This is a genomic window from Brevirhabdus sp. (genome assembly GCF_052826345.1).
Map to the genome: position 1 here is coordinate 42,631 of NZ_JBRBUA010000018.1, position 25,339 is coordinate 67,969.

At 68.5% G+C, this 25,339-nt stretch carries 25 protein-coding genes; 10 read left to right on the forward strand and 15 right to left on the reverse strand.

The features are described 5' to 3' along the window. Position 1 precedes the first annotated feature (1 nt). Genes ACU0BR_RS02780 through ACU0BR_RS02800 form a run of 5 tightly spaced genes read left to right on the forward strand, consistent with a single transcriptional unit; the run spans position 2 to position 5,256 of the window. Positions 2 to 847, forward strand: coding sequence for a carbohydrate ABC transporter permease (locus ACU0BR_RS02780; RefSeq protein WP_446155321.1), 846 nt, complete (start codon positions 2 to 4; stop codon positions 845 to 847). Further along, a complete protein-coding gene (locus ACU0BR_RS02785; RefSeq protein WP_446155322.1) occupies positions 844 to 2,913 on the forward strand; it encodes an alpha-galactosidase in 2,070 nt (689 codons plus the stop codon). The genes ACU0BR_RS02780 and ACU0BR_RS02785 overlap by 4 nt, the downstream gene beginning before the upstream one ends. Continuing rightward, complete coding sequence (locus ACU0BR_RS02790) at positions 2,910 to 3,800, forward strand: 2-dehydro-3-deoxygalactonokinase (protein ID WP_446155323.1); 891 nt, start codon at positions 2,910 to 2,912, stop codon at positions 3,798 to 3,800. The genes ACU0BR_RS02785 and ACU0BR_RS02790 overlap by 4 nt, the downstream gene beginning before the upstream one ends. Beyond that, positions 3,797 to 4,405, forward strand: coding sequence for a 2-dehydro-3-deoxy-6-phosphogalactonate aldolase (locus ACU0BR_RS02795; protein WP_446155324.1), 609 nt, complete (start codon positions 3,797 to 3,799; stop codon positions 4,403 to 4,405). The genes ACU0BR_RS02790 and ACU0BR_RS02795 overlap by 4 nt, the downstream gene beginning before the upstream one ends. Further along, a complete protein-coding gene (locus tag ACU0BR_RS02800) occupies positions 4,402 to 5,256 on the forward strand; it encodes an SMP-30/gluconolactonase/LRE family protein (RefSeq protein ID WP_446155325.1) in 855 nt (284 codons plus the stop codon). Before ACU0BR_RS02795 ends, ACU0BR_RS02800 begins: the two co-directional genes overlap by 4 nt. A 359-nt stretch (positions 5,257 to 5,615) precedes the next feature. Here ACU0BR_RS02800 and ACU0BR_RS02805 read toward each other — a convergent pair whose 3' ends face one another. The 6 genes from ACU0BR_RS02805 to ACU0BR_RS02830 all read right to left on the reverse strand — a co-directional run bounded on the left by ACU0BR_RS02805 (position 5,616) and on the right by ACU0BR_RS02830 (position 9,927). Continuing rightward, positions 5,616 to 5,915: a hypothetical protein gene (locus ACU0BR_RS02805; RefSeq protein WP_446155326.1), complete on the reverse strand. Its 300-nt coding sequence runs from the start codon at positions 5,913 to 5,915 to the stop codon at positions 5,616 to 5,618. After that, positions 5,902 to 6,165, reverse strand: a complete 264-nt coding sequence (locus tag ACU0BR_RS02810; RefSeq protein ID WP_446155327.1) for a hypothetical protein — start codon at positions 6,163 to 6,165, stop codon at positions 5,902 to 5,904. Before ACU0BR_RS02810 ends, ACU0BR_RS02805 begins: the two co-directional genes overlap by 14 nt. 199 nt (positions 6,166 to 6,364) lie before the next feature. Next, entirely contained in the window at positions 6,365 to 6,511 is a 147-nt protein-coding gene (locus ACU0BR_RS02815; protein WP_446155328.1) for a hypothetical protein, read from the reverse strand. A gap of 59 nt (positions 6,512 to 6,570) precedes the next feature. Then, the gene (locus ACU0BR_RS02820; protein ID WP_446155329.1) at positions 6,571 to 8,217 is read right to left on the reverse strand and encodes a BCCT family transporter; all 1,647 of its coding nucleotides are present in this window, start codon (positions 8,215 to 8,217) and stop codon (positions 6,571 to 6,573) included. Positions 8,218 to 8,274: 57 nt separating this feature from the next. Continuing rightward, positions 8,275 to 8,691 carry a universal stress protein gene (locus tag ACU0BR_RS02825; RefSeq protein ID WP_446155330.1) on the reverse strand — a complete coding sequence of 139 codons (417 nt, stop codon included), beginning with the start codon at positions 8,689 to 8,691 and terminating at the stop codon, positions 8,275 to 8,277. 303 nt (positions 8,692 to 8,994) lie between these two features. Next, the gene (locus ACU0BR_RS02830; RefSeq protein ID WP_446155331.1) at positions 8,995 to 9,927 is read right to left on the reverse strand and encodes a 2-hydroxyacid dehydrogenase; all 933 of its coding nucleotides are present in this window, start codon (positions 9,925 to 9,927) and stop codon (positions 8,995 to 8,997) included. Between the two features lie 155 nt (positions 9,928 to 10,082). On the opposite strand from ACU0BR_RS02830, the gene ggt reads away from it, so the two are divergent. The 4 genes from ggt to ACU0BR_RS02850 all read left to right on the forward strand — a co-directional run bounded on the left by ggt (position 10,083) and on the right by ACU0BR_RS02850 (position 15,629). After that, positions 10,083 to 11,801, forward strand: a complete 1,719-nt coding sequence (ggt, locus tag ACU0BR_RS02835) for a gamma-glutamyltransferase (protein WP_446155332.1) — start codon at positions 10,083 to 10,085, stop codon at positions 11,799 to 11,801. Beyond that, entirely contained in the window at positions 11,798 to 11,968 is a 171-nt protein-coding gene (locus tag ACU0BR_RS02840) for a hypothetical protein (protein WP_446155333.1), read from the forward strand. Before ggt ends, ACU0BR_RS02840 begins: the two co-directional genes overlap by 4 nt. After that, the gene (locus ACU0BR_RS02845) at positions 11,965 to 13,230 is read left to right on the forward strand and encodes an NAD(P)/FAD-dependent oxidoreductase (protein ID WP_446155334.1); all 1,266 of its coding nucleotides are present in this window, start codon (positions 11,965 to 11,967) and stop codon (positions 13,228 to 13,230) included. Before ACU0BR_RS02840 ends, ACU0BR_RS02845 begins: the two co-directional genes overlap by 4 nt. 275 nt (positions 13,231 to 13,505) lie before the next feature. Beyond that, the gene (locus ACU0BR_RS02850) at positions 13,506 to 15,629 is read left to right on the forward strand and encodes a N,N-dimethylformamidase beta subunit family domain-containing protein (RefSeq protein ID WP_446155335.1); all 2,124 of its coding nucleotides are present in this window, start codon (positions 13,506 to 13,508) and stop codon (positions 15,627 to 15,629) included. A gap of 86 nt (positions 15,630 to 15,715) precedes the next feature. On the opposite strand, the gene ACU0BR_RS02855 is transcribed toward ACU0BR_RS02850, so the two are convergent. The 7 genes from ACU0BR_RS02855 to ACU0BR_RS02885 form a co-directional block, all read right to left on the reverse strand. Then, positions 15,716 to 15,877: a hypothetical protein gene (locus ACU0BR_RS02855; protein WP_446155336.1), complete on the reverse strand. Its 162-nt coding sequence runs from the start codon at positions 15,875 to 15,877 to the stop codon at positions 15,716 to 15,718. Further along, a complete protein-coding gene (locus ACU0BR_RS02860) occupies positions 15,877 to 17,007 on the reverse strand; it encodes a M20 family metallopeptidase (RefSeq protein ID WP_446155337.1) in 1,131 nt (376 codons plus the stop codon). The genes ACU0BR_RS02855 and ACU0BR_RS02860 overlap by 1 nt, the downstream gene beginning before the upstream one ends. 11 nt (positions 17,008 to 17,018) lie before the next feature. Beyond that, positions 17,019 to 17,993: an ABC transporter ATP-binding protein gene (locus ACU0BR_RS02865; protein ID WP_446155338.1), complete on the reverse strand. Its 975-nt coding sequence runs from the start codon at positions 17,991 to 17,993 to the stop codon at positions 17,019 to 17,021. Beyond that, on the reverse strand, positions 17,990 to 19,039 hold the full coding sequence (locus ACU0BR_RS02870) for an ABC transporter ATP-binding protein (protein ID WP_446155339.1): 1,050 nt from the start codon (positions 19,037 to 19,039) through the stop codon (positions 17,990 to 17,992). The genes ACU0BR_RS02865 and ACU0BR_RS02870 overlap by 4 nt, the downstream gene beginning before the upstream one ends. 3 nt (positions 19,040 to 19,042) lie before the next feature. Further along, positions 19,043 to 19,927 carry an ABC transporter permease gene (locus ACU0BR_RS02875; protein ID WP_446155340.1) on the reverse strand — a complete coding sequence of 295 codons (885 nt, stop codon included), beginning with the start codon at positions 19,925 to 19,927 and terminating at the stop codon, positions 19,043 to 19,045. A 15-nt stretch (positions 19,928 to 19,942) separates the two neighbouring features. Further along, positions 19,943 to 20,884, reverse strand: coding sequence for an ABC transporter permease (locus tag ACU0BR_RS02880; RefSeq protein WP_446155341.1), 942 nt, complete (start codon positions 20,882 to 20,884; stop codon positions 19,943 to 19,945). 90 nt (positions 20,885 to 20,974) lie between these two features. After that, a complete protein-coding gene (locus ACU0BR_RS02885; protein WP_446155342.1) occupies positions 20,975 to 22,582 on the reverse strand; it encodes an ABC transporter substrate-binding protein in 1,608 nt (535 codons plus the stop codon). A 236-nt stretch (positions 22,583 to 22,818) separates the two neighbouring features. Here ACU0BR_RS02885 and ACU0BR_RS02890 point away from each other — a divergent pair, with 236 nt between their 5' ends. Continuing rightward, the gene (locus ACU0BR_RS02890; RefSeq protein WP_446155343.1) at positions 22,819 to 23,370 is read left to right on the forward strand and encodes a cupin domain-containing protein; all 552 of its coding nucleotides are present in this window, start codon (positions 22,819 to 22,821) and stop codon (positions 23,368 to 23,370) included. Between the two features lie 70 nt (positions 23,371 to 23,440). Here ACU0BR_RS02890 and ACU0BR_RS02895 read toward each other — a convergent pair whose 3' ends face one another. Both ACU0BR_RS02895 and sucD read right to left on the reverse strand, forming a co-directional pair. Next, positions 23,441 to 24,430 carry an NAD(P)H-quinone oxidoreductase gene (locus ACU0BR_RS02895; protein ID WP_446155344.1) on the reverse strand — a complete coding sequence of 330 codons (990 nt, stop codon included), beginning with the start codon at positions 24,428 to 24,430 and terminating at the stop codon, positions 23,441 to 23,443. Positions 24,431 to 24,455: 25 nt separating this feature from the next. Beyond that, positions 24,456 to 25,334, reverse strand: a complete 879-nt coding sequence (sucD, locus tag ACU0BR_RS02900) for a succinate--CoA ligase subunit alpha (protein ID WP_446155345.1) — start codon at positions 25,332 to 25,334, stop codon at positions 24,456 to 24,458. Positions 25,335 to 25,339: the final 5 nt, after the last annotated feature.

Consider the following 25,339-nt stretch of genomic DNA (forward strand, 5'->3'; position numbering starts at 1 on the left):
GATGTTTCCCAAACCCGTCCAATCCATGAGCCCCGCCGCCAGGCTGGGCTATCAGGTCGCGCTGCCTGCGATGCTGGTGATCTGGCTGCTGCCTCTGCTGGGGGTGGCGGTCACGTCGATCCGCCCGTCGAGCGATCTCGCGCAGGGCAATTATTTCGGCGTGCCCTCGTATCTGGCGTTTTCGAACTATCTCGACGTGTTCAGGAATTCGCCTTTTGCCAGCTATCTGCTCAATTCGTTCAAGGTGACGATCCCGACGGTGATCGGGGCGGTGGGCCTGTCCTGCCTCACGGGGTATGCGCTCGCGGTTTACAGGTTCAAGGGCAACCTGCTGATCTTCTTCATCTTCGTGGCGGGCAACTTCGTGCCCTTCCAGATCCTGATGGTGCCGGTGCGCGACCTGACGGTGAACATGGGGCTTTACGACACGATCACCGGGCTGGCGCTGTTCCACGTCGCGTTCCAGACCGGGTTCTGCACGCTTTTCATGCGCAATTTTATCAAGGCGCTGCCGAAAGAGCTGATCGAGGCCGCGCGCGTCGAGGGGGTGAGCGAATGGCAGATCTTCCGGCATGTCGTGCTGCCCCTGGTGCGGCCCGCGATCGCGGCGCTTTCGGTGCTGATCTTCACCTTCATCTGGAACGATTATTTCTGGGCGACGGTGCTGACCACCGGGGCGGACACACAGCCGATCACCGCGGGGCTGCAATCGCTCAACGGTCAATGGGTCGCGGCGTGGCAGCTGGTTTCGGCCGGTTCGATCCTGGCCGCGTTGCCCCCCGTCGCGATGTTCTTTCTGATGCAGAAACACTTCATCGCGGGCCTCACGCTCGGGGCGGTGAAATGATCCGCACCTGGCAATTGAGCAACGCAGGCCGGAGCCTTGTTCTGGCAAGCCGCGACGACCGCCTGCCCGAGATCGTCTATTGGGGGGCTGCGCTGCCCGAGGGGGAGGATCTGGCCGCGCTGGCGCAGGCCGTCGTGCCCGATGTCACGGGCGGGATGCTCGACCGCGTGCCGGAACTTTCGATCTGCCCGGAGGAAAGCCGGACCTTCCCGGCAGAGCCCGGGCTGATCGCGCGCGATGGTGCGGCGCGCCCCCTGCGGCCCGCGTTCCGCTTCGTGCGGGAGGAGCGTCGGCCGGGGCGGCTGACGCTGGCGTTCCGCGACGCGGCCCTGGGCCTGGGCTATCGCGCGCATTTCGCGCTCGACGGCGACACCGGGCTGGTCGCGGCCAGGGCCGCGGTCGACAGCGATCGGCCGATCATGGTGCACTGGCTTGCGGCGCCGGTCTTTCCCGGCCCGCAGCTGGCCGATGAGATGCTGGAATTCTCGGGCCGCTGGATCGGGGAATTCCAGATCGAGGCCTCGCCCTGGCGCCCGGGCCAGCGGGCGCGCGATAACCACACCGGCCGCAGCGGGCATGAACATTTTCCCGGACTGATCCTGCCCGCGCGCGGGGCCACGAAGACCCGGGGCGAGACCTGGGCCTTTCACTACGGCTGGTCGGGCGGGCACCGGATGGTGGCGGAAGAGCTGCCCGACGGCCGCCGACAGATCCAGTTCGGCCACGCGAGCGGGTCCGAGACGCGCGCCGCCGCGCATTTCGAGACCGCGACGCTTTTTGCCGCCTTTTCGCAGGCGGGATCGAACGGCTGCGCGGTGGCCTTTCAGCGCCATCTGCGCGCCCGCGCCCCGCAGGCCCGCCGCCCGGTGCATTACAATTGCTGGGAGGCGGTCTATTTCGACCACGCCCTGGACGAGCTGAAGGAGATCGCCGCGCGCGCCGCGCGTCTGGGGGCAGAGCGTTTCGTGCTCGATGACGGCTGGTTCGGCAGGCGCGACGATGACAGCTCGTCGCTGGGCGACTGGACGGTCGATCCGCGCAAATATCCCGACGGGCTGGGCCCGCTCGTCGACCATGTCCGCGGCCTCGGGATGGAGTTCGGCCTCTGGTTCGAGCCCGAGATGGTCAACCGCGCCAGCGATCTGGCGCGCGCCCGTCCCGAGTGGCTGCTGGGCCCGGAGGATCAGATCGAGGGCCGCCAGCAACGCGTGCTCGACATGGCGAACCCGGCGGTGCGCGATCATCTGTTCCGGGCGATCGACGCGGTGTTGTCGGATCATGCGGTTTCCTACGTCAAATGGGATCACAACCGGGTCCTGCCTCATGCCGACGCGGCGCAGACGCGCGGGTTGTACGATCTGCTCGACCGGCTGGGCACAGCGCATCCCGGGGTGGAATTCGAAAGCTGTGCCTCGGGCGGGGGGCGGATCGATTTCGGCATTCTCGAACGCACGGGCCGGGTCTGGCTGTCGGACAGCAACGACGCGCTGGAGCGGCTGCGCATCCAGCATGACGCGGCGCTTTTTCTGCCGCCGGGCGTCACCGGCTCGCATGTCGGGCCGCGCATCTGTCACACGTCGGGGCGGGTGATCGACATCCGCACCCGCGCCTGGGTGGCCGCGCAGCGCCACATGGGGTTCGAGATGGACCCGCGCGAGCTGACCGAGGAGGAGGCCGACGTGCTTTCCGAGGTCACGGCCTGGTGGAAATCCAATCGCGACTGGCGGATGGGGGCCGATATCCTGCGGCTCGAAAGTGCCGATCCGGCGGTGATCGCAGAGATGCAGCTGGCCGGGGATGGCAGCCGGTTCGTCCTGTTCGCCGGACAGGCGGTGACCTCGGCGCAGATCCTGCCGCGCCCGCTGCGGCTGACGGGGCTGGACCCGGCGGCCCGTTACTGTTTGCGGCTGATCACCGCGCGCGACCTGCCGCGGCTGTCGCGCGGCGCGCCCGCGCTGAAATCGGGTCCCGTCACGTTCAGCGGGCAGGCCCTTATGGGGCAGGGGGTCTCCTTGCCCTGGACCTTCCCCGAACGGCTCCATGTGATCGAAGGAGAAAGACTATGAGCGACGCGGCACCCGACTGGATCGCCGCAGATTGGGGCACGACGCATCTGCGGCTCTGGGCGATGCGCGGGTGCGAGGTGCGCGAACGCCGGGCCTCGGATCAGGGCATGGGCAAGCTGACGCCGGCCCGGTTCGGCCCGGTCCTGGAAGCGGCTGTCGCGGGTTGGGGCGCGGCCCCGGTCGTGACCTGCGGCATGGTCGGATCGCGCCAGGGCTGGGCCGAGGCGCCCTATACGCCCGCGCCCTGTGCCGCGGAACCCCGGCTGGTGCGCGTGCCCGACCACGCGGCGCGCCCGGTCTATATTGCCCGCGGCGTGCGCCAGGACAGCCCGCCCGACGTGATGCGCGGCGAGGAGACCCAGATCGCGGGGCTGAGGCTGCGCGAACCGGGTTTCGAGGGCACGGTCTGCCTGCCCGGCACCCATACCAAATGGGTGGCCCTGCACGCGGGCCGGATCGCGCGGTTTCGCAGCTGCATGACGGGCGAGATCTACGATTTGCTGGCGCATCGGTCGGTGCTGCGCCACACGCTGGAAGGGGGCTGCGAGGACATGGACGCTTTCGACAGGGGCTGCGCCGAGGCGCTGGCCGATCCGGCCGCGGCGTATGGCGCGCTTTTTGCCCTGCGCGCCCGCGCGCTGCTGGGGGATCTGGCGCCCGGGGCCGCGGCGTCGCGGCTTTCGGGATTGCTGATCGGCTGGGAGCTGGCCGCGACCCGCGATCTGTGGCACCGCCAGCCTGTCGCGCTGATCGGCAGCCCGGTGCTCAGCCCGCTTTACGCCCGCGCGCTGGCCGCCTGCGGCATTGCCGCGCGCCGCCATGACGCCGAAGACGTGACCCTTGCGGGGCTTTACGCCGCGCGCCAGACCATCGGAGCCGAAGCATGAGCCGACCCATCATCGCCATTTTGCGCGGGATCACCCCGCCCGAGGCCGCCCCCGTCTGCGAGGCGCTGATCGCCGCGGGCGTCAGCCGGATCGAGGTGCCGCTGAATTCGCCCGACCCGCTGGAGAGCATCGCGGCGCTGGTTGCGCGGTTCGGCGCAGACGCCCTGATCGGGGCGGGCACGGTGCTGAACGTCGAACAGGTGCGCGCCGTCGCCGCGACCGGCGCGCGGCTGGTCGTCTCGCCCAATTGCGACGCGGAGGTCATCGCCGCCACGAAGGCCGCCGGGATGGAAAGTTTTCCCGGCATCATGACCCCGACCGAAGCTTTCGCGGCGCTCGGTGCCGGGGCGGACGGGCTGAAGCTGTTCCCCGGCGAGCTGATCGGCCCGGCGGGGCTGCGCGCGATGCGCGCCGTGCTGCCGGCGGAGGTGCCGCTCTATGCGGTGGGGGGCGTCTCGGTCGCGAACTTGGCCGAGTGGCACGCGGCGGGGGCGGCGGGCTATGGCATCGGCTCGTCGCTCTACACGCCCGGCGACGACGCGGCAGCGGTGGCCGGGAAGGCGGAGGCGCTGGTCGGCCGCTACGACGAGGTCTGCGGAGGATGAGCGCCGAGGTCTATGACGACCGCGCCTGTTTTCTGGGCGAGGGCCCGTTCTGGCACCCCGTGCGCGGCCAGCTTTTCTGGTTCGATATCCTAGAAGGCCGGATGCTCAGCCGTGACGACGGGGGCGCGCGGGAATGGCGGATCGGGCAGATGGCCTCGGCGGCGGGATGGGTCGATGCCGGGACGCTTGTGATCTTCACCGAGACCGGGCTGCGCGGTTTCGACATCGCCTCTGGCACGCATGAGCCGGTCGCCGCGATCGAGGCCGCCCGCGGGGAGACCCGATGCAACGACGGGCGCGCCGATCCGATGGGGGGATTCTGGGTCTCCACCATGGGCAAGGCGGCCGAGCAGGGCGCGGGCGCGATCTACCGCTATTTCGAGGGTGCGGTGGAGCGGCTGTTTTCCGGCATCACGATTCCGAATTCCATCTGTTTCGCGCCTGACGGGCGGCGCGGCTATTTCACCGACACCCCGACGGGCAGGATCATGACCGTGCGGCTGGACGCGCAGGGCTGGCCCGAGGGCGCGCCGGAGGTCTTTGCGGATCTGAGCGGCGAGGGGCTGAACCCCGACGGGGCGCAGACCGATGCGCAGGGCGCGCTGTGGAGCGCGCAATGGGGCGCGGGGCGCGTGGCGCGCTATCTGCCCGACGGGCGCTTCGAGCGCGCGGTTGCCGTCGGCGGGCGGCACTGCTCCTGCCCGGCCTTCGGCGGGCCGGAGTTCAAGACGCTGTTCGTGACCACCGCCCGGCAAGGCATCGACGCGCCGGATGCCGCGCAGGGGCGTGTGTACCGCGTCCCCGTCGAGCTGGCCGGGCGCCCCGAACCCGCCGTGCGGCTGCGCCATTAGCCGCTGCGCCGCGCCGCTTTGGTCTGGCGGCAGGCGGCAGGTCGGGGGAGGAGGGGTGGTCAAGCTGCGGAAAACCCCGTCCGGGGCCGCTGCGGGCGGGGCGTCGTGAAGCCCTCATCGAACCTTCGCGTGTCTCACATGCAAGGGCGGCAAAGAGACGGGCCGGATCTGCAACGGCACCCGGGCAGCCGACGGCAGCTTGTCCGTCACGCGGCCATCCCGCGTGACGACGCCCGCGCCGAAACCTGCGGGGGCGGTCGTGGTTCGGCGCGCAGGCGGCAGGTCTGCCCGTCCGCTCATGCACCGTCCGCTTATACACCGTCCGCTCATGCATCGCATCCGGGGAAAGCGTTTGGCCGTCAGAGGCCCCACAAGATCGTGTAGAGGCCATCCATCACCTTTTGCCCCTCATCCGGGGACAGTCGGTGGACGGGCTTCAGATGCCGCAGGCGATGCGCCTCCACGGTGAGCGGCATATGGGCGCGGATGCGGTAGGGGTCGCCCGCGATGCGGATGTCGATGGTGAGCTGTCTCAGGCCGGGCAGCGCCTCGATCGGCAGGACCGGCAGCAGGACGACCGAGTTGAGGTCCAGCAAATGTTCGGCCTGAACGACGAGATAAAGGTCGGCACCGATCCTGAGGACGTCAAATTTCCGCATCGGGCCAGGGGTGGTGCATGGCCAGATGCGATCCGGGGATGCCGCTGCGTTCGATGTGTTCCGCTTCGGCGGCGATTGCGGCGGCGTTTTCGCGAAACCAGGCGGCGGCGCGGTCCTGCGGGGTGCCGACGGCCATGTCCCGGGCGACGAGATCCTTGATATAGTCGCTGGCGCTGGTGCCTCTGACCGCGGCCCATGCCTTCAGCCTGTCTTTTTCCACCGGGTCCATGCGTATGGTAAGGTTGCTCATGCGGGGTCCTCCGTACCTGCCCTGCACTGACAGATATAGGGTGAGCGTCAGTGCAGGGCAAGTTGCGCGTCCCGCGCCGCACCGTTGCGGCCCCCGGTCCGCCCCCGGTCCGCCCGCTTCAGCCGGGCCTAGAGCGTCGGGTCGAGCCGGTCGTGCAGCCAGTCCCCGGCCAGCGAGATCGCGAGCGTCGTCAGAACGATCATCCCCGTGGGGGCAGCCTGATCCAGGGCGCGGTGGGCAGCCAGTCGCGGCCGAAGCCGGCCATGATGCCCAGGCTCGTGTCGGGCGGCTGCACCCCGGTGCCCCCGAGACCCCCGAGGCCGAGAAACGAAAGGCTCTTTTCCATCAAGGCGGCCTCGGGGGAGGTGCGCGTCGTGGAGACGATCAGCGCCGGCGATCGCGGGTTCAGTGCGCGCGGCGTTCCTGTCGGAGCCCTTTCCAGATCGCGAAGCACATCAGCAACAGGATCAGCGTGAAGGGCAGCCCGGTGGAGATCACCATTGCCTGCAAGGCCCCCAACCCCCCGCCGATCAGCAGCGCGATGGCCACGAGCCCCTCGAAGCTGGCCCAGAACACACGCTGGGGCACGGGGGCGTCGACCTTGCCGCCGGCCGTGATGGTGTCGATCACCAGGCTGCCGCTGTCCGAGGAGGTGACGAAGAACACGATGACCAGCACGATCGCGATGGTCGAGGTGATCGAGGCGAAGGGCAGGCTTTCGAGCATCGCGAACAGCGACAGCGGCGGGTTGTAGCTGTCGATCACCTGCGCCTTGACCGCGCTGGTGGCCGGGTCGCTCAGCACCTGGTCGATCGCCGCGCCGCCGAAGACCGCCATCCAGAACACGCAGACCAGGCTGGGGATGATAAGCACGCAGGTCAGGAACTCGCGCACGGTACGGCCCCGGCTGACGCGGGCGATGAACATGCCCACGAAGGGCGACCAGGAAATCCACCACGCCCAGTAGAAGGCCGTCCAGCCTTGCAGGTAGCTGGTATCCTCGCGCCCGAAGGGGTTGGAAAGCGGGATCACGTTCTTGAAATAGGCGCCGATCCCGATGGCGAAGTCGCTCAGGATGGTGCCGGCGCCCGCCGCGAACAGCACGAAGAGCAGCAGCACCAGCGCGATGCCCATGTTGACCTCGGACAGCAGCTTGACCCCGCCATCCAGCCCGCGCAGCACCGACCAGAGCGCGATGAGGGTGATGGCGACGATCAGCAGCACCTGCACCGTCGTCGAGTTGGGAATGCCGTAGATATGTTCAAGCCCGGCATTGGCCTGCTTGGCGCCGAAACCCAGCGATGTCGCCAGCCCGAACAGCGTGGCGAACACCGCCAGCGTGTCGATGACATGGCCCGTCCAGCCCCAGACGCGCTCTCCGAAGATCGGATAGAAGGCGCTGCGGATGGTCAGCGGCAGGCCCTTGTTGTAGGAAAACAGCGCCAGCGCCAGCGCCACGACCGCATAAATCGCCCAGGGGTGCAGCGCCCAGTGATAGCTGGTCGCGGCCAGGCCCATCGCCTTGGCGGCGGCGACGTTTTCGGGGATCAGCTGGCCATCCTCGGTAAAGGGCGAGGGTACGCCCAGCGGGGCCGACACGGCCATGTGGTAGACCGGCTCCAGCACGCCGAAGAACATCAGCCCGATGCCCATGCCGGCGGCGAACAGCATGGCGAACCAGCCGATATAGGTGTAATCGGGCACCGCTTCGCTGCCGCCCAGCCTGACCGAGCCATAGGGCGAAACGATCAGCACGAGGCAGAACAGCACGAAGACGTTGGCCGACATCAGGAAGAACCAGTCGAAGCTCGAGGTCAGGGCCGGGCGCAGCCAGCCGAAGAATTCGCCCGCCTGCGTCGGGGCCAGCAGCGCATAGGCCACGAACGCCACGATGGAGAGGGCGGATATCAGGAAAACCGGGTTGTGGACGTCGAGGCCGAAGGGACCGATCCGGGCTTCGATATTGTCCTGCCCGATCTCGTATTCGGTTTCGATGATGCGGGATGCGCCTTCCGGCGCGGGAATTCCCTGAATGTCGTTTTCTTCGGCCATTGGGCCTCCATATTGCGTATCAACTTCGGGTGTCCGCCCTGTTGTAGCACGTGTGTGCTAGAGGCGCACGACCATGACCGAGCATTTTGCGTATTCGGCCAGTTTGCCGCCGTGGGACGGCCAGATGTGGTCGATGACGCCGGGCACATGGCTTGCCATGACCACCAGATCGGCGCCGGTATCGTCGATCGCGCGCATCAGGGCGTCGTCGAGATCCGTGGCCGGATCATGCGCCACGGCAGCATGGGACGACGCCGCGATGCCATGCGCCTCGGCTTCGAGCCGGGCGAAATCCTGCAGTTTCAGCGCGAATTCCGCGGGGGTGTGGGCCAGACCGCTCGGGGCGGGGGATGTCACGCCGACATAGGTGAGGGACGCGCCGAAATGCCGCGAAAGGTCTGCCGCGCAGTCGAGCGCGGACCGCAGTTTGTCCGTATGCGCCAGATCAACCGGCGCCATGATCCTCTTGAACATGACTTGCCTCCGTCATTCGATGGGGGGGGCCGGACTTCCGGTCCCGTTTTCGGGAAAGCCGCGCCTGCGTATCGATCGATGCGCCAGTCCCGCGATCGTTCCGGGCTGTCGCCGGTCGGTCCCGTGCCCGCGACAGGGGCGGTGACAGGGGCGCGACAGGGGCGCGACAGGGGCGGCGGCTTTCGTGATCATCTGGTAATGATATCTATGCCACGCGCCGCCGCTGTCCATCGATCCGCGCCCTTTGCAAGGCAAGCGGCGGCGGTCCCGTCGCGGGGCGGGCCGTGGTCGGGTCTCCGCGCGTCAATAGCCGCGCGCCGCGTCGGCCAGATCGGGGCAGCTGCCGGTCCGCTCGAATTCCCGCAGGTTGGCCGCGATCAGCTTGCCGCCCGTGGCCGCGTCGATGCGCGAGGCGATATGCGGTGTCACGGTGATGGCCGGATGGTCCCAGAACGGGCTGTCGGCGGGCAGGGGCTCCTCGTGGAAGACATCGAGCGTGGCCTGTTTGATGCGCCCGCTGTCGAGCGCGGCGAAGAGATCGGCGTCGACCAGATGCGCACCGCGCGCGCAGTTGATGACGCAGGCGCCTTCGGCCAGCCTGCCGAAGAGGCGCGCGTCGAGGATGCCGCTTGTGTCCCTGGTCAGCGGCAGCAGGTTCACCAGGATCTCGCAGCCATCGAGAAAGGCGTCGAGCCGGTCCGGGCCGGCGAAGACCTCCACCCCGTCGAGCGATTTCTGCGTCCGCGCCCAGCCGCGCGTGGCAAAGCCCAGCCCGGCCAGCGTCCGGGCCGCCGCCGCGCCCAGGTTGCCCAGCCCCATCACGCCCACGCTGCGCCGGGGCGCCACGGGCACCACGACGGCGTGCCAGTCGCGCTCGCGCTGCGCTTGCAGCTGTCGCGGCATGTCGCGGTGGTGGCGCAGCACGTGCAGCGCCACGTATTCGCGCATCCGCTGGGTGAGATCGCGCCCCACGGTGCGGATGATCGGCACGCCGCGCGGCAGGGCCGGGTCGGCCAGCACGTGGTCGATGCCCGCCCCGATCGAGACGATCGCCCTGAGGTTCGGACAGCGCGCCAGAGCGCCGGGCCGCGGCCGCCAGACCACGGCATAATCGACGCGGGCGGGGTCCGCGATTTCGTCCATCGCGGCGACCTGCCATCCGGGCAGCAGCTCCGTCAGCGCATCGACCCACCAACGGGTCGTTTCTTCGAGCGGGTGATAGACGGCGACGGTCATCGGGAACCTTTGCGGCGATACAACGCAGGGGGTGACAAAATTTTGCCGGTTTGGCAACGTGCCCGCAGCCCGGGCGATGGCGGCGCGCGGCGGTCCGGGAAGGCCCGAGGGCGCCCGGGGCAGGGGCCGGGACGCGTGCAAGAGGATCGACCGGAATGAGCGGCTTTGCGATGTCATGCGAAAAGGCCCCCGCGACGGGGCGGGGCGGTATGGTCGTGGCCAATCACCCGCTGGGCGCGGCGGCGGGATACGAGGTGCTGGCCGGGGGCGGCAACGCGGTGGATGCGGCGGTGGCCGCGCTGCTGGCGCTCTGTGTGGTGGAGCCGATGATGGTGGGCATCGCGGGCGGGGGGCTGGCGCATGTCCGCCTGGCGGATGGCAGCCACCGGGTGATCGACGGGCTGGCCCATGCCCCCGCCGCGGCGCGGCCCGACATGTATGTCCCCGTTTCCGACGTGCCGCCCGACCATATGGAGACCTTGGGCCGCCGCTCGGCACTGGGGCCCTCGGCGGTGGCGGTGCCGGGAAACCTGGCGGCCTGGTGCGGGATGCACGCGCGCTGGGGCGTGGCCCCTTTCGCGGATGTGATCGAGCCGGCGATCCGGCTGGCCGCGCGCGGCTTTGCGGTGACGCCCTATCTGGAGGGGGCGATCGCCGAATCCGCCGCCGATCTGGCGCGCGACGCCGAGATCGCGCGGCTGTTGCTGCCGGGCGGCGATCCGCTGCGCGCCGGCGCGCGTCTGGTGCAGGGCGATTTCGCCGAGACGCTGCGGCTGATCGCGCGCGAGGGCGCGGGCGCGCTGCACGGCGGCGCGTTGGGCCGCGCGCTGGCGGCGCGCGTCGCCACGGGCGGGGATGACGCGGGCTGCCTGACGCTGGCCGATCTGTCGGGCTATGCCACGCGCGAGCGCGCGGTGATCGAGACCGGCTACCGCGGCTGGCGCGTCGCGGGTCCGCCGCCGCCCGCGTCCTCGGGCGTGCATGTGGCCGAGATGCTGAACCTGCTGGAGCCGCACGACGTGGCGGGTCTGGGCTTCGGCACCGAGGACGGCCTGCATCTGATGGCGGAGGTGATCCGCCTTGGCTTCGAGGACCGCCGGAGCGCGAGCGGAGATCCGGATTTCGTCGATGTGCCGGTGGCGCGGCTGATTTCCAAGGCCTATGCGGCACAATCGCAGGCCCGGCTGCGCGGCATCGCGGCCCCGGCGCCGCGCCCGCGCGGCGGGTACGAGAGCGCCGACACCACCCATGTCACCGTGGCCGACCGCGACGGCAACGTCGTCTCGGCCACGCATACGATCAACGGCCTCTTCGGCGCGCGCTTCGCGGTGCCGGGGACGGGCATCATTCCCAACAACTACATGATGAACTTCGACCCGCACCCGGGCCGTGCGCTGTCGGTGGCGGCGGGCAAGCGGGTACCGACCTCGATGGCGCCGATGATGGTGCTGCGCGACGGGCGCATCCGCTGGGCGCTCGGGCTGCCGGGGGGGTTGCGGATCTTTCCCTCGGCGTTGCAGGCCATCGTCAACCTGATCGACCACGGCATGAGCCTGCAACAGGCGATCGAGGCCCCGCGCATCTGGACCGAAGGCCATGTGCTGGAGATCGAGCAGGCGCTGGCGCCGATGCGCGAGCGGCTGGAGGCACGCGGCCACGCGGTGCGGGTGATGCCGCATGTGGGCGGCGGGATGAACGCGATCGGTTTCGGCGCGGACGGCACGCTGGAAGGTGCGGCCTGCTGGCGCGCCGACGGCACCGTCGCCGCGCTCGGCGGTGGTCGGGCGCGGCCCGGCATCCGGTTCTGGCCCGATCGCACGCCCGACCCCGACCCCGACCGCGGCCCCGATGCCGCGCGCGAGGGTCGGGCGTGAGCCGGGCCAGAGTGGTGGGCGAGGTGGTGGGCCGGGCGCCGGTGGCCCTCCCGGGGCTGGTATTCGTGGTGGCGTCGCCGTCGGCGGATATGTCGGCGCTGCCGGTGGCAAGCCCGGGGATCGCGGCACGATTTGTCGGCAAGCGCAGGGAAGGGATCGCGGCATGAACGCGCAACGGCCAGTCACCATCATCGGCGCGGGGATCGTCGGCATCTGCTGTGCGCTGTCGCTGCGCGCGCGGGGCATCCCGGTGCGGCTCATCGACCGCGGTGCGCCGGGGCAGGAGACGTCGTTCGGCAACGCGGGCGTGATCTCGCCCTTGTCGATCGTCCCGCAGGCGCAGCCCGGCATCTGGCGCAGCATTCCCGGCATGTTGCTGGCCCCCGACGGCCCGCTGCGGGTGAACCCGCGGTTCTGGCCCCGCATGGTGCCCTGGGGGCTGCGGTTCCTGCGCCGCGCGCCCGAAGCGTCGGTGCGGCAGGCGGCCGACGCGATGGAGGTACTGTGCGGTCCCTCGATCGAGCTTTACCGCAGGCATCTCGAGGGCACGGGCCATGAGGGGCTGATTGTCGACAGCCATTACATCCACGCCTTTCGCAGGGTCGAAAAGGCGCGGCTGGAGGCGCTGGATTATCGCATCCGCACCGAAAGGGGCGGCCAGCTGGAGCTGGTGGACGGCGCCGCGCTGCGCGCGCTGGAACCCGCGCTGTCGGAGGATTTCCGCGCCGCCATCGTGATAAAGGGGCAGGCGCGGTCGCTGTCGCCGGGGCGCATGGGCGCGGTGCTGGCCGAGAAGCTGCGCCGCGAGGGGGCGGAGTTCCTGCGGGCGGAGGTGCGCGCGCTCAAGCGCGGTGCCGGGACCGGCGAGGGGGCCGACGGCGCGGGCTGGCAGCTGGTCACCGATGGCGAAACGCTGCACGCGGACCGGGTGATCCTAGCGGCGGGCGTCTGGTCCGCCGCTCTGCTGCGGCCGTTGGGGCTGCGGCTGCCGCTGGTGGCGGAGCGTGGCTATCACCTGGAATTCCGCGACCCCGGCGTCGCGCTGAACCATTCGGTGATGGATGCGGAGGGCAAGGTGGTGGCCTCGTCGATGCTGGACGGGCTGCGGGTGGCGGGCACGTCGGAATTCGCGGCCCCCGACGCGCCGCCCGATCCGCGCCGCGAGGCTGCGCTGCTGCGCCGCGCGCGGGCGATGCTGCCGGATCTGTCGCCGGCCGACAGCAGCTTCTGGATGGGCCGCCGCCCGTCGTTGCCCGACAGCCTGCCCGTGTTGGGCCCCCTGGGCGGGCGGCGCGGCCTTTACGGCGCCTTCGGCCATTCGCACCACGGGCTGATGATGGCGCCCAAGACCGGCGAGGTTCTGGCCGACCTGCTGGCGGGCACCCCGGGCAACGCCGATTTGCGTGCCACCTCGGCCGCGCGATTCTAGCCGCGCGGTTCACCCGCGCGGGGGGGAGCGCATTTCGGGGCCGGAATTGGGGCCGGGTTCGAGACCGGGTGCGGGGTCAAGAGCTGCGGCGCGGTCTGACGGGGCGGTCTGACGGCGCGATGTGACGGGGCGGTGTGACGGGGGGACATGCGCAGGACGGGCCCGGGGTGATCCTCCCGCCGCATGTTGCGGCGGTCGCGTTTCTGGTGTTCTTTTCACGCCGAATGCGCGCCCTGCCAAGGCTTCACCAGGGCGCGGAAGGGAGGTAGAGAAGAATGAAGGAAGTTCCCCTTGCCGGCTATGGCGACAGGCTTTCGGCACGGCCGGGAGAGCGCGTCGCGTTTCGCATCTCGTCGCTGGGTGCGGCGCCGGTGCGCGCCAGCTTGCACCGTGTGATCAGCGCCGATCCGAACCCCGATGGCCCCGGCATGATCGAAAGGCCCGCGGAACGCCACTTCGCCCCGCGCGAGGTGCCGTCGCGCCGGCAGCCGTTCCGGCCCGGTTCCTGCGGGCTGGCGGAGGCGGAGCTGCAGCTGCCTGCGAATGCCGCGCTGCGCCTGTCGGCGCGCGTCAAGCCCACGCTGCGCCGCGGGCGCGATCAGGTGGTGTTGAATTTCGGCAGGGCGGAGCTGGTGATCGCCGCCTCGGGCGCGGCCGTTTTGCGCTGCGGCGGGGCGGAGGCCGTGACGCCCGCCCCGCTGACCCTGGGGCGCTGGCACGCGCTGGACGCGCGGATCGGCGCGGAGGGGGATATGGTGCTGGATGTCCGGCCCCTGGACCCCGGTGCCGCCGCCACGCGGGCCGAAGCCTGCGGCGCCCCGATGGGCGAGGGTTGGTCCGCCACCGTCGGCATTGCCGCGCGGCCCGACCGCAGCGGCCATTTCAACGGCCGGATCGAGGCGCCCGCCATGGCCGCCGACGACCGGACGCTCGCGGCGTGGGATTTCGCCGCCGAGATTCCCTCGGCCCGGGTGCCGGGCAATCCGGGTCCGGCGCTGGCGCTGGTGAACTTTCCCACCCGCGCGGTGACCGGCAGCACCTGGGACGGCACGGAGATGTGCTGGCGGCACGCGCCCGGACAATATGCGGCGATCCATTTCCACGAGGACGACATCTACGATTTCGGCTGGGAGGACGATTTCACCTTCACCCTGCCTCGGGACATCCCTTCGGGCGCCTATGTGATGCGGCTGGAGTGTGAGGGCGCGCAGGAGGCGATCCCGCTGTTCGTCTGCCCGCCGCGCGGGCAACGGCGGGCCGATCTCTGCGTCGTCATTCCCAGTTTCACCTATGTCGTCTACGGCAATCACGCGCGTCCCGAATATGATCCGTCGTGGCTGGAGCGTATCGCCGACTGGGGCGCCTATCCGCATAACCCGGCGGAGTATCGCGATTACGGGCTGTCGACCTACAACACCCATGCCGACGGCAGCGGCATCTGCCACGCGTCGCACCTGCGGCCGCTGTTCAACATGCGCCCCGGTTTCTCGACCTTCGGCGCCTCCGCCTGCTCGGGGCTGCGCCATTTTCCGGCCGACACGCATCTGCTGTCCTGGCTGCACGCGAAGGGCATCGACTACGACATACTGACCGATGCGGAGCTGCACGCCGAGGGCGCGGCGGTGCTGGAGGGCTACGCCGCCGTCACCACCACCACGCACCCGGAATATCACACCGCGCAGACGCTCGATGCGTTGCAGGGCTACCGCGACGGGGGCGGGGCGCTGATGTATCTGGGCGGCAACGGGTTCTATTGGCGCATCGCGCGCCACCGCGAGCATCCCGACATCCTGGAAATCAGGCGCGCCGAAGACGGCATCCGCGCCTGGGCGGCGGAGCCGGGCGAATATTACAACGCCTTCGACGGCACCTATGGGGGGCTGTGGCGGCGCAACGGGCGGCCGCCGCAGGCGCTGGTCGGCATCGGCTTTGCCGCGCAGGGGGAATTTCACGGCGCGCCCTACCGCCGCCGCTGCCATGACGCGGCATTCGACTGGGTCTTCGACGGAATCCGGGGCGAGATACTGGGCGATTTCGGCTATTCCGGCGGCGGCGCGGCGGGGTTCGAGCTCGACCATATCGACACCCGCCTGGGCGAACCGGGGCGGATCACGCCGCTGGCGCGCTCGGTCGCCGACGACAAGGATTTCATGCTGGTCCCCGAGGAGCAGCTGACCCATCTGACCAACCTGTCCGGCGGGCCGGAGGCCGGGGCGAAACATGCCGACATGGTGCTGATCGACTGCCCCGGCGGCGGGCGCGTCTTCGCCACCGGATCGATCACCTTTTGCGGCAGCCTGCCGTGGAACGGCTATGACAACGACATCTCGCGGCTGCTGGAAAACGTCCTTCGCCGGTTTCTCGCGGATGGTGCCGACACCGGCGCACAGGGCACATAGAGCGAAGGCCTGCAAGGCAGCCACGCGGCGCGCGCGGATGCGGCGGGACATGCGCCCCGCCTGCGCGCCCCTGCGGTGGCGCCGGCCTAGGAGAGCGCCGCGACCACCGAAAGGACGAGCAGCCCCGCAACCAGCACCGCCAGCGCCACCACGCCGCCGAGCCTGCGTTGCGGCTGGAGCGTGCCGCAGGACCTGCACGGCGCGCCGCCGCGGCCCACCTGCGCACCGCAGACAAGACACCGCGGCATCAGGCGACGTGATCGCGGCAGAGTCGCTCGAACACCTCTATGCAGGGCTCGATCCGGGCGATCTCGCAATATTCGTCCGTCTGATGCGCCATCGCCATCGCGCCAGGCCCCATGATCAGGGTCGGCGGGTTGCCCATCGCCGGCTTGAGCACCGAGGCGTCGGTGAAATAGGTGGCGGTCGCCACTTCGCGTTCGCTGCCCAGCAGCTCTTCGGCCACGTCGAACACGCTGTCCAGCCAGGGGTCGTCGAAATCGGTGTAGACGTTGTCCATGTCGGTCAGCGTCTCCAGCACCACGCCGTCGCCCAGCAACCGCCGAAGATCGCTGCGGATCGCTTCGTTCGTCTGGCCGACGACCGACCGGATGTCGACGCCGACGCAGGCGCGATCCGGCACCGAATTGACATTGAGCCCCGCCTTCATGTTGCCGATGTTCAGGGTGGGCCCGCCCATCACCTGATGCGGCGTGATCCCGAAGTCATGCCCGCGCAGACGCTGGATGCTTTCCACGGCGGCGAAGATTGCGTTGCGCCCCTTTTCGGGCATCGACCCGTGGGCGGTCACCCCCTCATGCACCAGGTTCATCCAGAGCGCGCCCTTGTGCCCGCAGAGCGCGCGGTTGTCCGTCGGTTCGGCGATGACCAGCGCATGGGCGTCTTGCAGAAGACCGCTGGCCACGAGGCCCTGCGCGCCTTCGCAGCCGGTTTCCTCGCCTGCGGTGACGAGCAGCTGGATCTCCGCGCGGCGCACGGGTTGCGCGGCGAGGCGCAATGCGGCGATCACGAAGGCCGCGACGCCGGATTTCATGTCGGCGGCGCCGCGCCCGTAGAGGCGGCCCTCCTTTTCCTCGCCCGCGAAGGGGTCGACACTCCATGTCGCCTGACCCAGCGGAACGGTGTCGAGATGCCCCGAAAACGCCAGGGGCGCGCGCGCCGCCGCCTCGGTCGCGGGAAGCCGCGCGATCAGGTTCGGCCGGTTCGGGCGCCAGTCATGCCATGTCAGCTCAAAGCCCGCCGCGGCCAGCAGGTCGGCCAGGTAGCTGAAGCATTCGGCCTCGTCGCCCGGCGGATTGATCGTGTCGAAGGCGATCAAGCGCCTGGTCAGCTCAAGGCCGCTGATCGTATCGTTCATCGGGTGTCCTTTCAGTCGCGCAGGTGACAGGCCGCGGCGTGGCCCGGCACGACGTCCTTGAGCTGCGGCTCTTCGTGGAAACAGCGCTCGAAGGCGAAGGGGCAGCGGGTGTTGAAGCTGCACCCCTTGGGCGGGTTCATCGGACTGGGAACATCGCCCTTCAGCACCTTGCGCGCCTTGCGCATCCGCGGGTTGGGCACGGGCACGGAATCGAGCAGGGCCTGCGTATAGGGGTGCTGCGGATCGCGGAAGAGGCTGCGTTTGTCGGTGATCTCGACGATCTTGCCCAGATACATCACCGCGATGCGGTGGCTGATGTGCTGCACGATCGCCAGATCATGGGCGATGAAAAGATAGGACAGCCCCATTTCCTGCTGCAGATCCATCATCAGGTTGATGACCTGCGCCTGGACCGACACATCGAGCGCCGAGACCGGCTCATCCGCGATGATGATCTCGGGGTTGAGCGCGAGCGCGCGCGCGATGCCCAGCCGCTGGCGCTGGCCGCCGGAAAATTCATAGGGGAAGCGGTGCATCGCGTCGGGGCGCAGACCGACGCGCGAAAAGAGATCGGCCACCTTTTCCAGCCGCGCGCGACGGCTGCCGCTGTCGAAATTGCCCAAGGGTTCCGCGACGATGTCCTGCGCGCGCATCCGCGAATTGAGCGAGGCATAGGGGTCCTGGAAAATCACCTGCATCTCGCGGCGGTGCCCGAGCATCGCGCCGCGGCTCAGGCCGGTGATGTCCTTGCCCTTCAGCAGGACCTGACCCCGGGTCGCGTCCTCGAGCCTGAGGATCGTCTTGCCCACGGTGGATTTGCCGCAGCCGCTTTCGCCCACGATGCCGAGGGTTTCGCCCGCCGCCACGCTGAAGCTGACGCCGTCCACGGCGTAGACGCGCGCCTGCTCGCGGTTCCAAAGCCCGCCTGTGATCGGAAAATGCTTGGTCAGGTTCCTGACCTCGAGAAGCGGGGTGTCGCTGTTCATACGGTCCAGTCCGGCAGGTTGGCGCTTTCCCAGCAGGCGGCCAGGTGATCGGGTTTCTTCGTTTCCAACGGCGGGTATTCGCGGCGGCAGCGGTCGCGCGCAAAGGGGCAGCGCGCGGCGAAGGTGCAGCCCGGCGGAAGATCCGTCAGCGCGGGCACGATGCCGGAGATCTCGGACAGGCGCGCGTTTTCCGCGGGCGCGTCTTCGCCGGTCACGCGGGGGACGGAGCGCATGAGACCCCGGGTGTAGGGGTGCTGCGGATGCTCGAAGATGTCGATCACATCGGCCTCTTCGACCTTGCGCCCGGCGTACATGACCAGCACGCGGTCGCACATCTCGGCGACGACACCCAGATCGTGGGTGATGAGGATGATCGCGGTCTTCAGCTTGTCGCGGATCTCTTCCATCAGCGCGAGGATCTGCGCCTGGATCGTCACCTCGAGCGCGGTCGTGGGTTCCTCCGCGATCCGCACCGACGGGTTGCACGACAGCGCCATCGCGATCATCACGCGCTGGCGCATCCCGCCCGAAAGCTGGTGCGGGTATTCGCTCAGGCGGCGGCGCGGCTCGGGGATGTGGACGAGTTCCATCATTTCCCGCGCGTGGTCCATGGCGGCCCTGGGCCCCAGCCCCTGGTGCAGCATGATCGCCTCGGTCAGCTGGTCGCCGATGGACAGCACCGGGTTCAGCGACGACATCGGGTCCTGGAAGATCATCGAGATGTCGTTGCCGCGGATCTTTCGCATCTCGGTCTGGCTGGCCTTCAGCAGATCGCGCCCGTTGTAGCGAATCTCGCCCGAGGCGTAGCGCGCGGGCGGGCTGGGAACGAGCTGCATCACCGACAGTGAGGTGATCGACTTGCCGCAGCCGCTTTCGCCGACGATGCCGAGGATCTCGCCCGGGCGCACGGCAAAGCTGAGCCCGTCGACCGCCTTGACCACGCCGTCGCGCGTGTCGAAGTGGGTCCGCAGGTCGTTCAGTTCCAGCACCGGATCGGCGGAACGGTCGAACTGGCGCGGCGCGTCCGGCGTGTGGGTATCGGCCATGCCTCAGACTCTCCTTTGCATGCGCGGGTCGAGCGAATCGCGTAGCCCGTCGCCGAAGGTGTTGATGGCGAAGACGGTGACGGCGAGAAACGCACCGGGATAGAGGATGATGCCCGGCGACTGGAAGAAGAACATCCGCCCCTCGGCCATGATGTTGCCCCAGCTGGGAATTTCAGGCGGCGTGCCCGCCCCGACAAAGCTGAGATAGGCCTCGAAGATCACCGCCTGGGCGCAGATATATGTCGCCTGCACGATCAGCGGCGGGATGGTGTTGGGCAGAATGTGCCGCACCAGGATGCGCGGCGTCGACGTGCCCGCCGCGATCGCGGCCTGGACATAGAGCTGATCGCGCAGCATCAGAACGACCGAGCGCACCAGGCGCACGACCCGCGGCACCTCGGGTATGGTCAGCGCCAGGATCACGTTCGGCACGCTGCTGCCCCAGAGCGCCACGAGCGCGATCGCCAGCAGGATCGAGGGGATCGACATCAGCGCGTCCATCACGCGCATCAGCACCGCGTCGACCTTGCGCATGAAGCCCGAAACCAGGCCGATCGCCAGCCCGAAGCCGGTCGCGAGCGCCGCGACCGAAAGGCCCACCACCAGCGACACCTGCCCGCCGTGGACCACGCGGCTGAACAGGTCGCGGCCGTACATGTCGGTGCCGAAGAACGCCTCGGCCGAGGGGCCTTGCAGACGATCGCGGGGGGATTGCTCCATCGGGCTGGGCAGGCCCAGCCAGGGCGCGATGAAGGAAAGGGCCGCCATCACCACCAGCACGCTCAGCCCGAAGAGCATCGTCGGGTTGCGGCGCAGGCTTTCGGCGAGCGTCCCCAGCAGATGGCGCGCACGGACGCCCAGCGTCGGATCCTTGATCGTGTCGGTCATGGTCTGGCTCCGGCGTCAGTAGCGGATGCGGGGATCGAACAGCACGTAGCTGAGATCCACCAGCAGGTTCAGAAGCACATAGGTGAAGGAAAAGACCAGGATGACGCCCTGGATCACCGGATAATCGGTCCGCAGCACCGCATCGACGGTCAGCCGCCCGAGGCCGGGGATGGCGAATACCGTCTCGGTCACCACCACGCCGCCGATCAGCAGCGCGACGCCCAGTCCGATGGTCGTGCTGATCGGCACCATCGCGTTTTTCAGCGCGTGCTTGACCAGCACCTTGCGCGTCGCGAGACCTTTGGCATAGGCGGTGCGCACGTAGTCTTCGTTGAGCACCTCGAGCATGGTGGCCCGCGTCATGCGCGCGATGAGCGCCATGTAGACCGCCCCCAGTGCCAGCGACGGCAGCGTGATATGCGACACGAAGCCGGTGAAGCTTTCGAAGATGCTGGTGTAGCCCTGCACCGGAAACCAGCCCAGCTTGCGCGAGCCGCCCAGGATCAGCAGATATCCGATCACGAAAACCGGCACCGAAAAGCCGAACACGGCGAGCGTCATCACCGCCCGGTCGATCCATGTGCCGACTTTCCATGCGGCGATCACGCCCAGCGGTATCGCCAGCACAATGGCGATCAGCATCGTGCAGAGCGTCAGCATCAGCGTCGGCTCGACCCGCTGGCCGATCAGCGTGGTCACCGGCAGGCCGGAATAGATCGATTTGCCCAGGTCCCCCTGCAACAGGTTTGCGGCCCAGCCCAGGAATTGCTGATAGAGCGGCGCGTTGAGACCGAGCTGGCGGCGGATCTCGTCGACCTGCTCGGGCGAGGCGAAGTCGCCCGCGATGATGAGCGCCGGATCGCTGGGGCTGAGGTGCAGCAGCATGAAGACGAACACGGCAACCAGCGCCATGATCGGGATCGTGGCGATGAGACGACGGATGACATAGGCGATCATTGTGTCGGTGGTATCCGGTTTCGGTGGCGCGGGAAATGCAAGGCGGCGCAGGGCGTGATGCCGTGCGCCGCCGGGATCGTCGGGGCGGGGTTATTCAACCGAGATGTTCCAGAAGAACGGCACCGGCGCTTTCAGCACGCCGCTCACGTTGTCGCGGTAGGCCGTCGGCTGGTAGTATTGGCCGGTCGGGATGTAGGGAACGAAATCATAGAGTTCCTTTTGCAGCTCCTCGACGATGGCCTTTTGCTTTTCGAGATCGGTTTCCTTGGCGAAGGCGTTGCGCAGATCCTCGATCTTCTGGTTTTCCGGCCAGCCGAACCAGGCCGTGTCGCCCGAGGCCGCGACCGAGATGTTGGTGATCGGGTTCAGCTGGTCCGCCGCCAGCCACCAGGTCGGGAAGATGTTCCAGCCGCCGTTCGCGGGCGATTCGCGCACCGCACGGCGCGAGGTCATCGTCGCCCAGTCCAGCGCCGACAGCTCGACATTCATCCCGATGTCACGCAGCGCCTGCGCGGTCACCAGCGCCTGGCCGTGCGCCACCGGCACGTCGGTCGGGTCGAGGATCACGACGGGCGTGCCGTCGTAGCCGGCCTCCTTCAGCAGGGCCTTGGCCTTCTCGATATCCTTCTCGCGCAGCGGCTCGCTGCCCACGTCGGTCTCATAGGGGCCGCCGCACATGAAATAGGCCCCGCAGAATTCCTCGAAATACTTCGGGTCGCCCATGATGGCGTACATGTAATCGGCCTGCTGGACCGACCAGAGCGCCGCCTGGCGCACCAGCTTGTTGTCGAAGGGCGGGTATTTGAAGTTGAAACGCACCACGCCCTGGGTGCCCAGCGGGTCGACCGTCTCGACCTTGATCGAAGGGTCCGACTGGATCATGGGCAGCAGGTCGACGGCGGGTTGTTCGTAATAGTCCACCTCGCCCGCGAGCAAGGCCTGGCTGGCCGTGGCCGCGTCGGGAATGTAGCGCCATTCCACGCGATCGACATTGGCCACCTTTCCGCCCGCCGCGTAACTGGCGGGTTCGTCGCGCGGCACGTAGCCGTCGAATTTCTCATAGACGACCTGGTTGCCCGGCTGCCACTCATCCGCGACAAACTTGAACGGGCCCGAACCGATGATCTCTTCGATCTGGGCGTTCGGGTCGGTCTCGGCGAGCCGCTTGGGCATGATGAACGGCACGTTGGACGAAATTTTGCCCAGCGAGGCCAGGACGAGGCCATAGGGTTCGGTCAGGGTCAGCTTGAGCGTCTTGTCGTCGACGGCCTCGATGCTGTCGGTGACGCGCATCAGCTTTTGCCCCATGCCGTCGCGCTGGCCCCAGCGTTTGATCGATGCAACCGCATCCTCGGCGGTGACCGGGGCGCCGTCATGGAATTTCAGCCCGTCGCGCAGTGTGATCGTATAGGTCAGGCCATCGTCGCTGACCTCGTAGCCTTCGGCCATCTGCGGCTGTACCTCAAGGTTTTCGTCCATCGCGAAAAGCGTGTCGAACACCAGATAGCCGTGGTTGCGGGTGATATAGGCGGTGGTCCAGATCGGATCGATGTTGCGCAGATCGGCGTGCGGCACGATCTTCAGCACTGATTCGGCCTGTGCGGAACCGGCCACCGACAGTCCGGCGACGGCGACGGTGCCCATCAGCGCCACCTTGCGCAGCGGCGCGGACATCCGGTCGAAATCGGTAAATTTCATCGTTTCTTTCTCCCTGGTTTCCGGGCGGTCGAGCCATCCGGTTGTTTTTTTGTTCTGCGGGCCCTGTTCGAGACGCAGACTTCTAAACTGAGCCTATGCGCAACTCCGCCGCCCATGCAAGTATCTTGCATGGCTCTTGCATGGGCCGGAACGTCGCGGGCCGAAGAGAGGCTTGAAAGAAGCGCGCTGCCTCATGTTTAAGCAATCGCGCAACTCCAGCGGAGAGGAAGACGGCAATGGTCGGCGGGAGGATCAAATCGGCAAGGCGGCTCAGAAACATGACGCTCAAGGAGCTGGCGATCCACAGCGGGATTTCCGAGGGCCACATGTCGAAGATCGAAAACGAAAAGGTGGAGGCCTCGCTCGCCCTGCTGCACCGGGTGGCACAGGCGCTGGGGATGACCCTCGATCTGTTCTTCGAGGAACCCGACGCGGCGGAGCGGTCCGTGTCGCGTGCGGGCGAGCGCCCGGTGCTGAAAATCGATGCGGTTCGGAACGGCAAAGGGCTGCGGCTGGAGCGGGTGATCCCCTGCACGCCCGACCATATGCTGCAATGCAACATCCACATCGTGGAACCCGGCGGGTCGAGCGACGGGCAGATCGACCATGTCGGCGAGGAAATGGGGTTCGTTCTGGACGGGCAGATCGAGCTTTTCCTGGATGACGAGATCTTCGTGCTGGGCGCGGGCGATGCGTTCCACTTCAAGTCGCATCGCAAACATGGCTACCGCAACCCGGGCGAGGTCCGCGCACGTATCCTCTGGGCCAACACGCCGCCGACGTTTTGAACGGCCTGCCCCCGCCGGGCAGGTCACCCGGTCGGGCGGGGCGGTGCCGCAGCCCGCGCCCCGCGTGGATCTAAGGGGTGAGCAGGATCTTGCCTTGGTGGCTGGCGCTTTCCATCATGCGGTGGGCCTCGGCGGCGTCGGCCAGGGGCAGCACCGTGTGGGTCACGCTGCGCAGCGCGCCGGCCTCGAAGAGCGGCCAGACCCTTTCGCGCAGGCTTTGCGCCACGCGCGCCTTGAACCCGTCAGAGCGCGACCGCAGCGTGGAGCCGGTATAGCTGATCCGCTTCAGCATCATGGGCATCAGGTCGATGTCGACCCTGGACCCCGCGTTGAAGGCCAGTTGCACGATGCGCGCATCGTGGCGCGCGGCCTTGATGTTGCGCGCCACGTAATCGCCGCCGATGATGTCGAGGATGATGTCCATGCCGCCGGCCTCGCGGCAAACCGGCACGAAATCCTCGGTCTCGTAGAGGATGGTCCGCGCCGCGCCGAGCGCGCGCGCGAACGCGGCGGCCTCGTCGTCCGCGACGGTGGTGAAGACGTTGAGGCCGATCGCGCGGCCGAGCTGGATGGCGGTGGAACCGATCCCGCCGGACCCGCCATGCACCAGGAAATTGCCGTTTTCTGGGATGGCGTGATCGAGGAAGACGTTGCTCCAGACGGTAAAGAAGGTCTCGGGCAGGCCGGCCGCGTCGATCGGGCTTACGCCCGCGGGGATGGGCAGGCAATGGCCCGCGTCCACGGCCACATATTCCGCGTAGCCGCCGCCGTTGGTCAGCGCGCAGACCATGTCGCCCGGCTGCCAGGCGGTGACATCGGGGGCGGTGGCTGCGACCTGGCCCGAAACCTCCAGCCCGAGTAGGTCCGAGGCTCCCTTCGGCGGCGGGTAGTGGCCGCGCCGCTGCACCAGGTCGGGGCCGTTCACCCCGGTGGCGATCACGCGGATCAGCACCTCGCCCGCGGCGGGGTGGACCAGCGGACGTTTTGCCTCGGTCAGCACGTCGGGGGTGCCGAAGCCGTCCAGCTCGACGACGCGCATCTTTTCGGGCAGGTCTTTCATCTCCGGCTCCCTCGGCTGTGTCCGTTCACGCCTTTTTCTGAAGGCGAAGCAGCGTGGCGACCACGGCGTCGGCGCTGTCCGCGATGGCGACACCCGCGTCGCGCAGGCGGTCGATCTTTTCCGTAGCCGAGCCCAGCCCCAGCGCCGAGACCGTGCCGGCGTGGCCCATCCGGCGCCCCCGCGGCGCGTGGCGGCCCACCACCAGCGCAACCACCGGCTTGGAAAATCCGCTTTCCCGGATGTAGGCCGCGGCCTCCTCTTCCTCGCATCCGCCGATCTCGCCGATCAGCACGACGGATTCGGTGTCCGGGTCGTCCTTGAACCGCTTGAGGCATTCGACGAAGCCCACGCCGTGCAGCGTGTCGCCGCCCACGCCCACGGTGGTCGACTGGCCCAGCCCGGCCTGGCTGCATTGTGCCAGGATTTCCGAGGTCAGCGAGGCCGAACGCGACGCGATGCCCACGTTGCCGGGGCGCGCGTCGACCGTCGGCATCACGCCGATCTTGCATTGGCCGGGCGACAGGATTCCCTGCGAATTCGGTCCGATCAGCATGGTGTCGGACTGGCGCAGCGCGGCCTTGACCCTGCTCATGTCATGCTGGGGCACGCGTTCGGTCACGCAGACCAGCGTGCCGATACCCGCCTCGATCGCCTCGATCATGGCCTTGGCCGCGGAGGGCGCGGGCACGATGACCAGGCTGGCATTGGCGCCGGTCTCGTCCATCGCCTCGCGCACGCTGTCGAACGGAGGCAGGTCCAGATGTTGGCGCCCGCCCTTGCCGGGGCGCACGCCGCCCACGTAGTTGGACCCGTAGCGCACGGCCCGGTCGGTGTAGAAGGTGCCCGCCCGCCCGGTCATGCCCTGGACGATCACCCGCGTCTCGGAATTGACGAAAATCGACATGGGTT

Bases quoted from the DNA above. Each gene is read 5' to 3' on its own strand.
- ACU0BR_RS02780 (WP_446155321.1), top strand. From the start codon at position 2: ATGTTTCCCAAACCCGTCCAATCCATGAGCCCCGCCGCCAGGCTGGGC.
- ACU0BR_RS02785 (WP_446155322.1), top strand. From the start codon at position 844: ATGATCCGCACCTGGCAATTGAGCAACGCAGGCCGGAGCCTTGTTCTG.
- ACU0BR_RS02790 (WP_446155323.1), top strand. From the start codon at position 2,910: ATGAGCGACGCGGCACCCGACTGGATCGCCGCAGATTGGGGCACGACG.
- ACU0BR_RS02795 (WP_446155324.1), top strand. From the start codon at position 3,797: ATGAGCCGACCCATCATCGCCATTTTGCGCGGGATCACCCCGCCCGAG.
- ACU0BR_RS02800 (WP_446155325.1), top strand. From the start codon at position 4,402: ATGAGCGCCGAGGTCTATGACGACCGCGCCTGTTTTCTGGGCGAGGGC.
- ACU0BR_RS02805 (WP_446155326.1), bottom strand. From the start codon at position 5,915: ATGCGGAAATTTGACGTCCTCAGGATCGGTGCCGACCTTTATCTCGTC.
- ACU0BR_RS02810 (WP_446155327.1), bottom strand. From the start codon at position 6,165: ATGAGCAACCTTACCATACGCATGGACCCGGTGGAAAAAGACAGGCTG.
- ACU0BR_RS02815 (WP_446155328.1), bottom strand. From the start codon at position 6,511: ATGGAAAAGAGCCTTTCGTTTCTCGGCCTCGGGGGTCTCGGGGGCACC.
- ACU0BR_RS02820 (WP_446155329.1), bottom strand. From the start codon at position 8,217: ATGGCCGAAGAAAACGACATTCAGGGAATTCCCGCGCCGGAAGGCGCA.
- ACU0BR_RS02825 (WP_446155330.1), bottom strand. From the start codon at position 8,691: ATGTTCAAGAGGATCATGGCGCCGGTTGATCTGGCGCATACGGACAAA.
- ACU0BR_RS02830 (WP_446155331.1), bottom strand. From the start codon at position 9,927: ATGACCGTCGCCGTCTATCACCCGCTCGAAGAAACGACCCGTTGGTGG.
- ggt (WP_446155332.1), top strand. From the start codon at position 10,083: ATGAGCGGCTTTGCGATGTCATGCGAAAAGGCCCCCGCGACGGGGCGG.
- ACU0BR_RS02845 (WP_446155334.1), top strand. From the start codon at position 11,965: ATGAACGCGCAACGGCCAGTCACCATCATCGGCGCGGGGATCGTCGGC.
- ACU0BR_RS02850 (WP_446155335.1), top strand. From the start codon at position 13,506: ATGAAGGAAGTTCCCCTTGCCGGCTATGGCGACAGGCTTTCGGCACGG.
- ACU0BR_RS02855 (WP_446155336.1), bottom strand. From the start codon at position 15,877: ATGCCGCGGTGTCTTGTCTGCGGTGCGCAGGTGGGCCGCGGCGGCGCG.
- ACU0BR_RS02860 (WP_446155337.1), bottom strand. From the start codon at position 17,007: ATGAACGATACGATCAGCGGCCTTGAGCTGACCAGGCGCTTGATCGCC.
- ACU0BR_RS02865 (WP_446155338.1), bottom strand. From the start codon at position 17,993: ATGAACAGCGACACCCCGCTTCTCGAGGTCAGGAACCTGACCAAGCAT.
- ACU0BR_RS02870 (WP_446155339.1), bottom strand. From the start codon at position 19,039: ATGGCCGATACCCACACGCCGGACGCGCCGCGCCAGTTCGACCGTTCC.
- ACU0BR_RS02875 (WP_446155340.1), bottom strand. From the start codon at position 19,927: ATGACCGACACGATCAAGGATCCGACGCTGGGCGTCCGTGCGCGCCAT.
- ACU0BR_RS02880 (WP_446155341.1), bottom strand. From the start codon at position 20,884: ATGATCGCCTATGTCATCCGTCGTCTCATCGCCACGATCCCGATCATG.
- ACU0BR_RS02885 (WP_446155342.1), bottom strand. From the start codon at position 22,582: ATGAAATTTACCGATTTCGACCGGATGTCCGCGCCGCTGCGCAAGGTG.
- ACU0BR_RS02890 (WP_446155343.1), top strand. From the start codon at position 22,819: ATGGTCGGCGGGAGGATCAAATCGGCAAGGCGGCTCAGAAACATGACG.
- ACU0BR_RS02895 (WP_446155344.1), bottom strand. From the start codon at position 24,430: ATGAAAGACCTGCCCGAAAAGATGCGCGTCGTCGAGCTGGACGGCTTC.
- sucD (WP_446155345.1), bottom strand. From the start codon at position 25,334: ATGTCGATTTTCGTCAATTCCGAGACGCGGGTGATCGTCCAGGGCATG.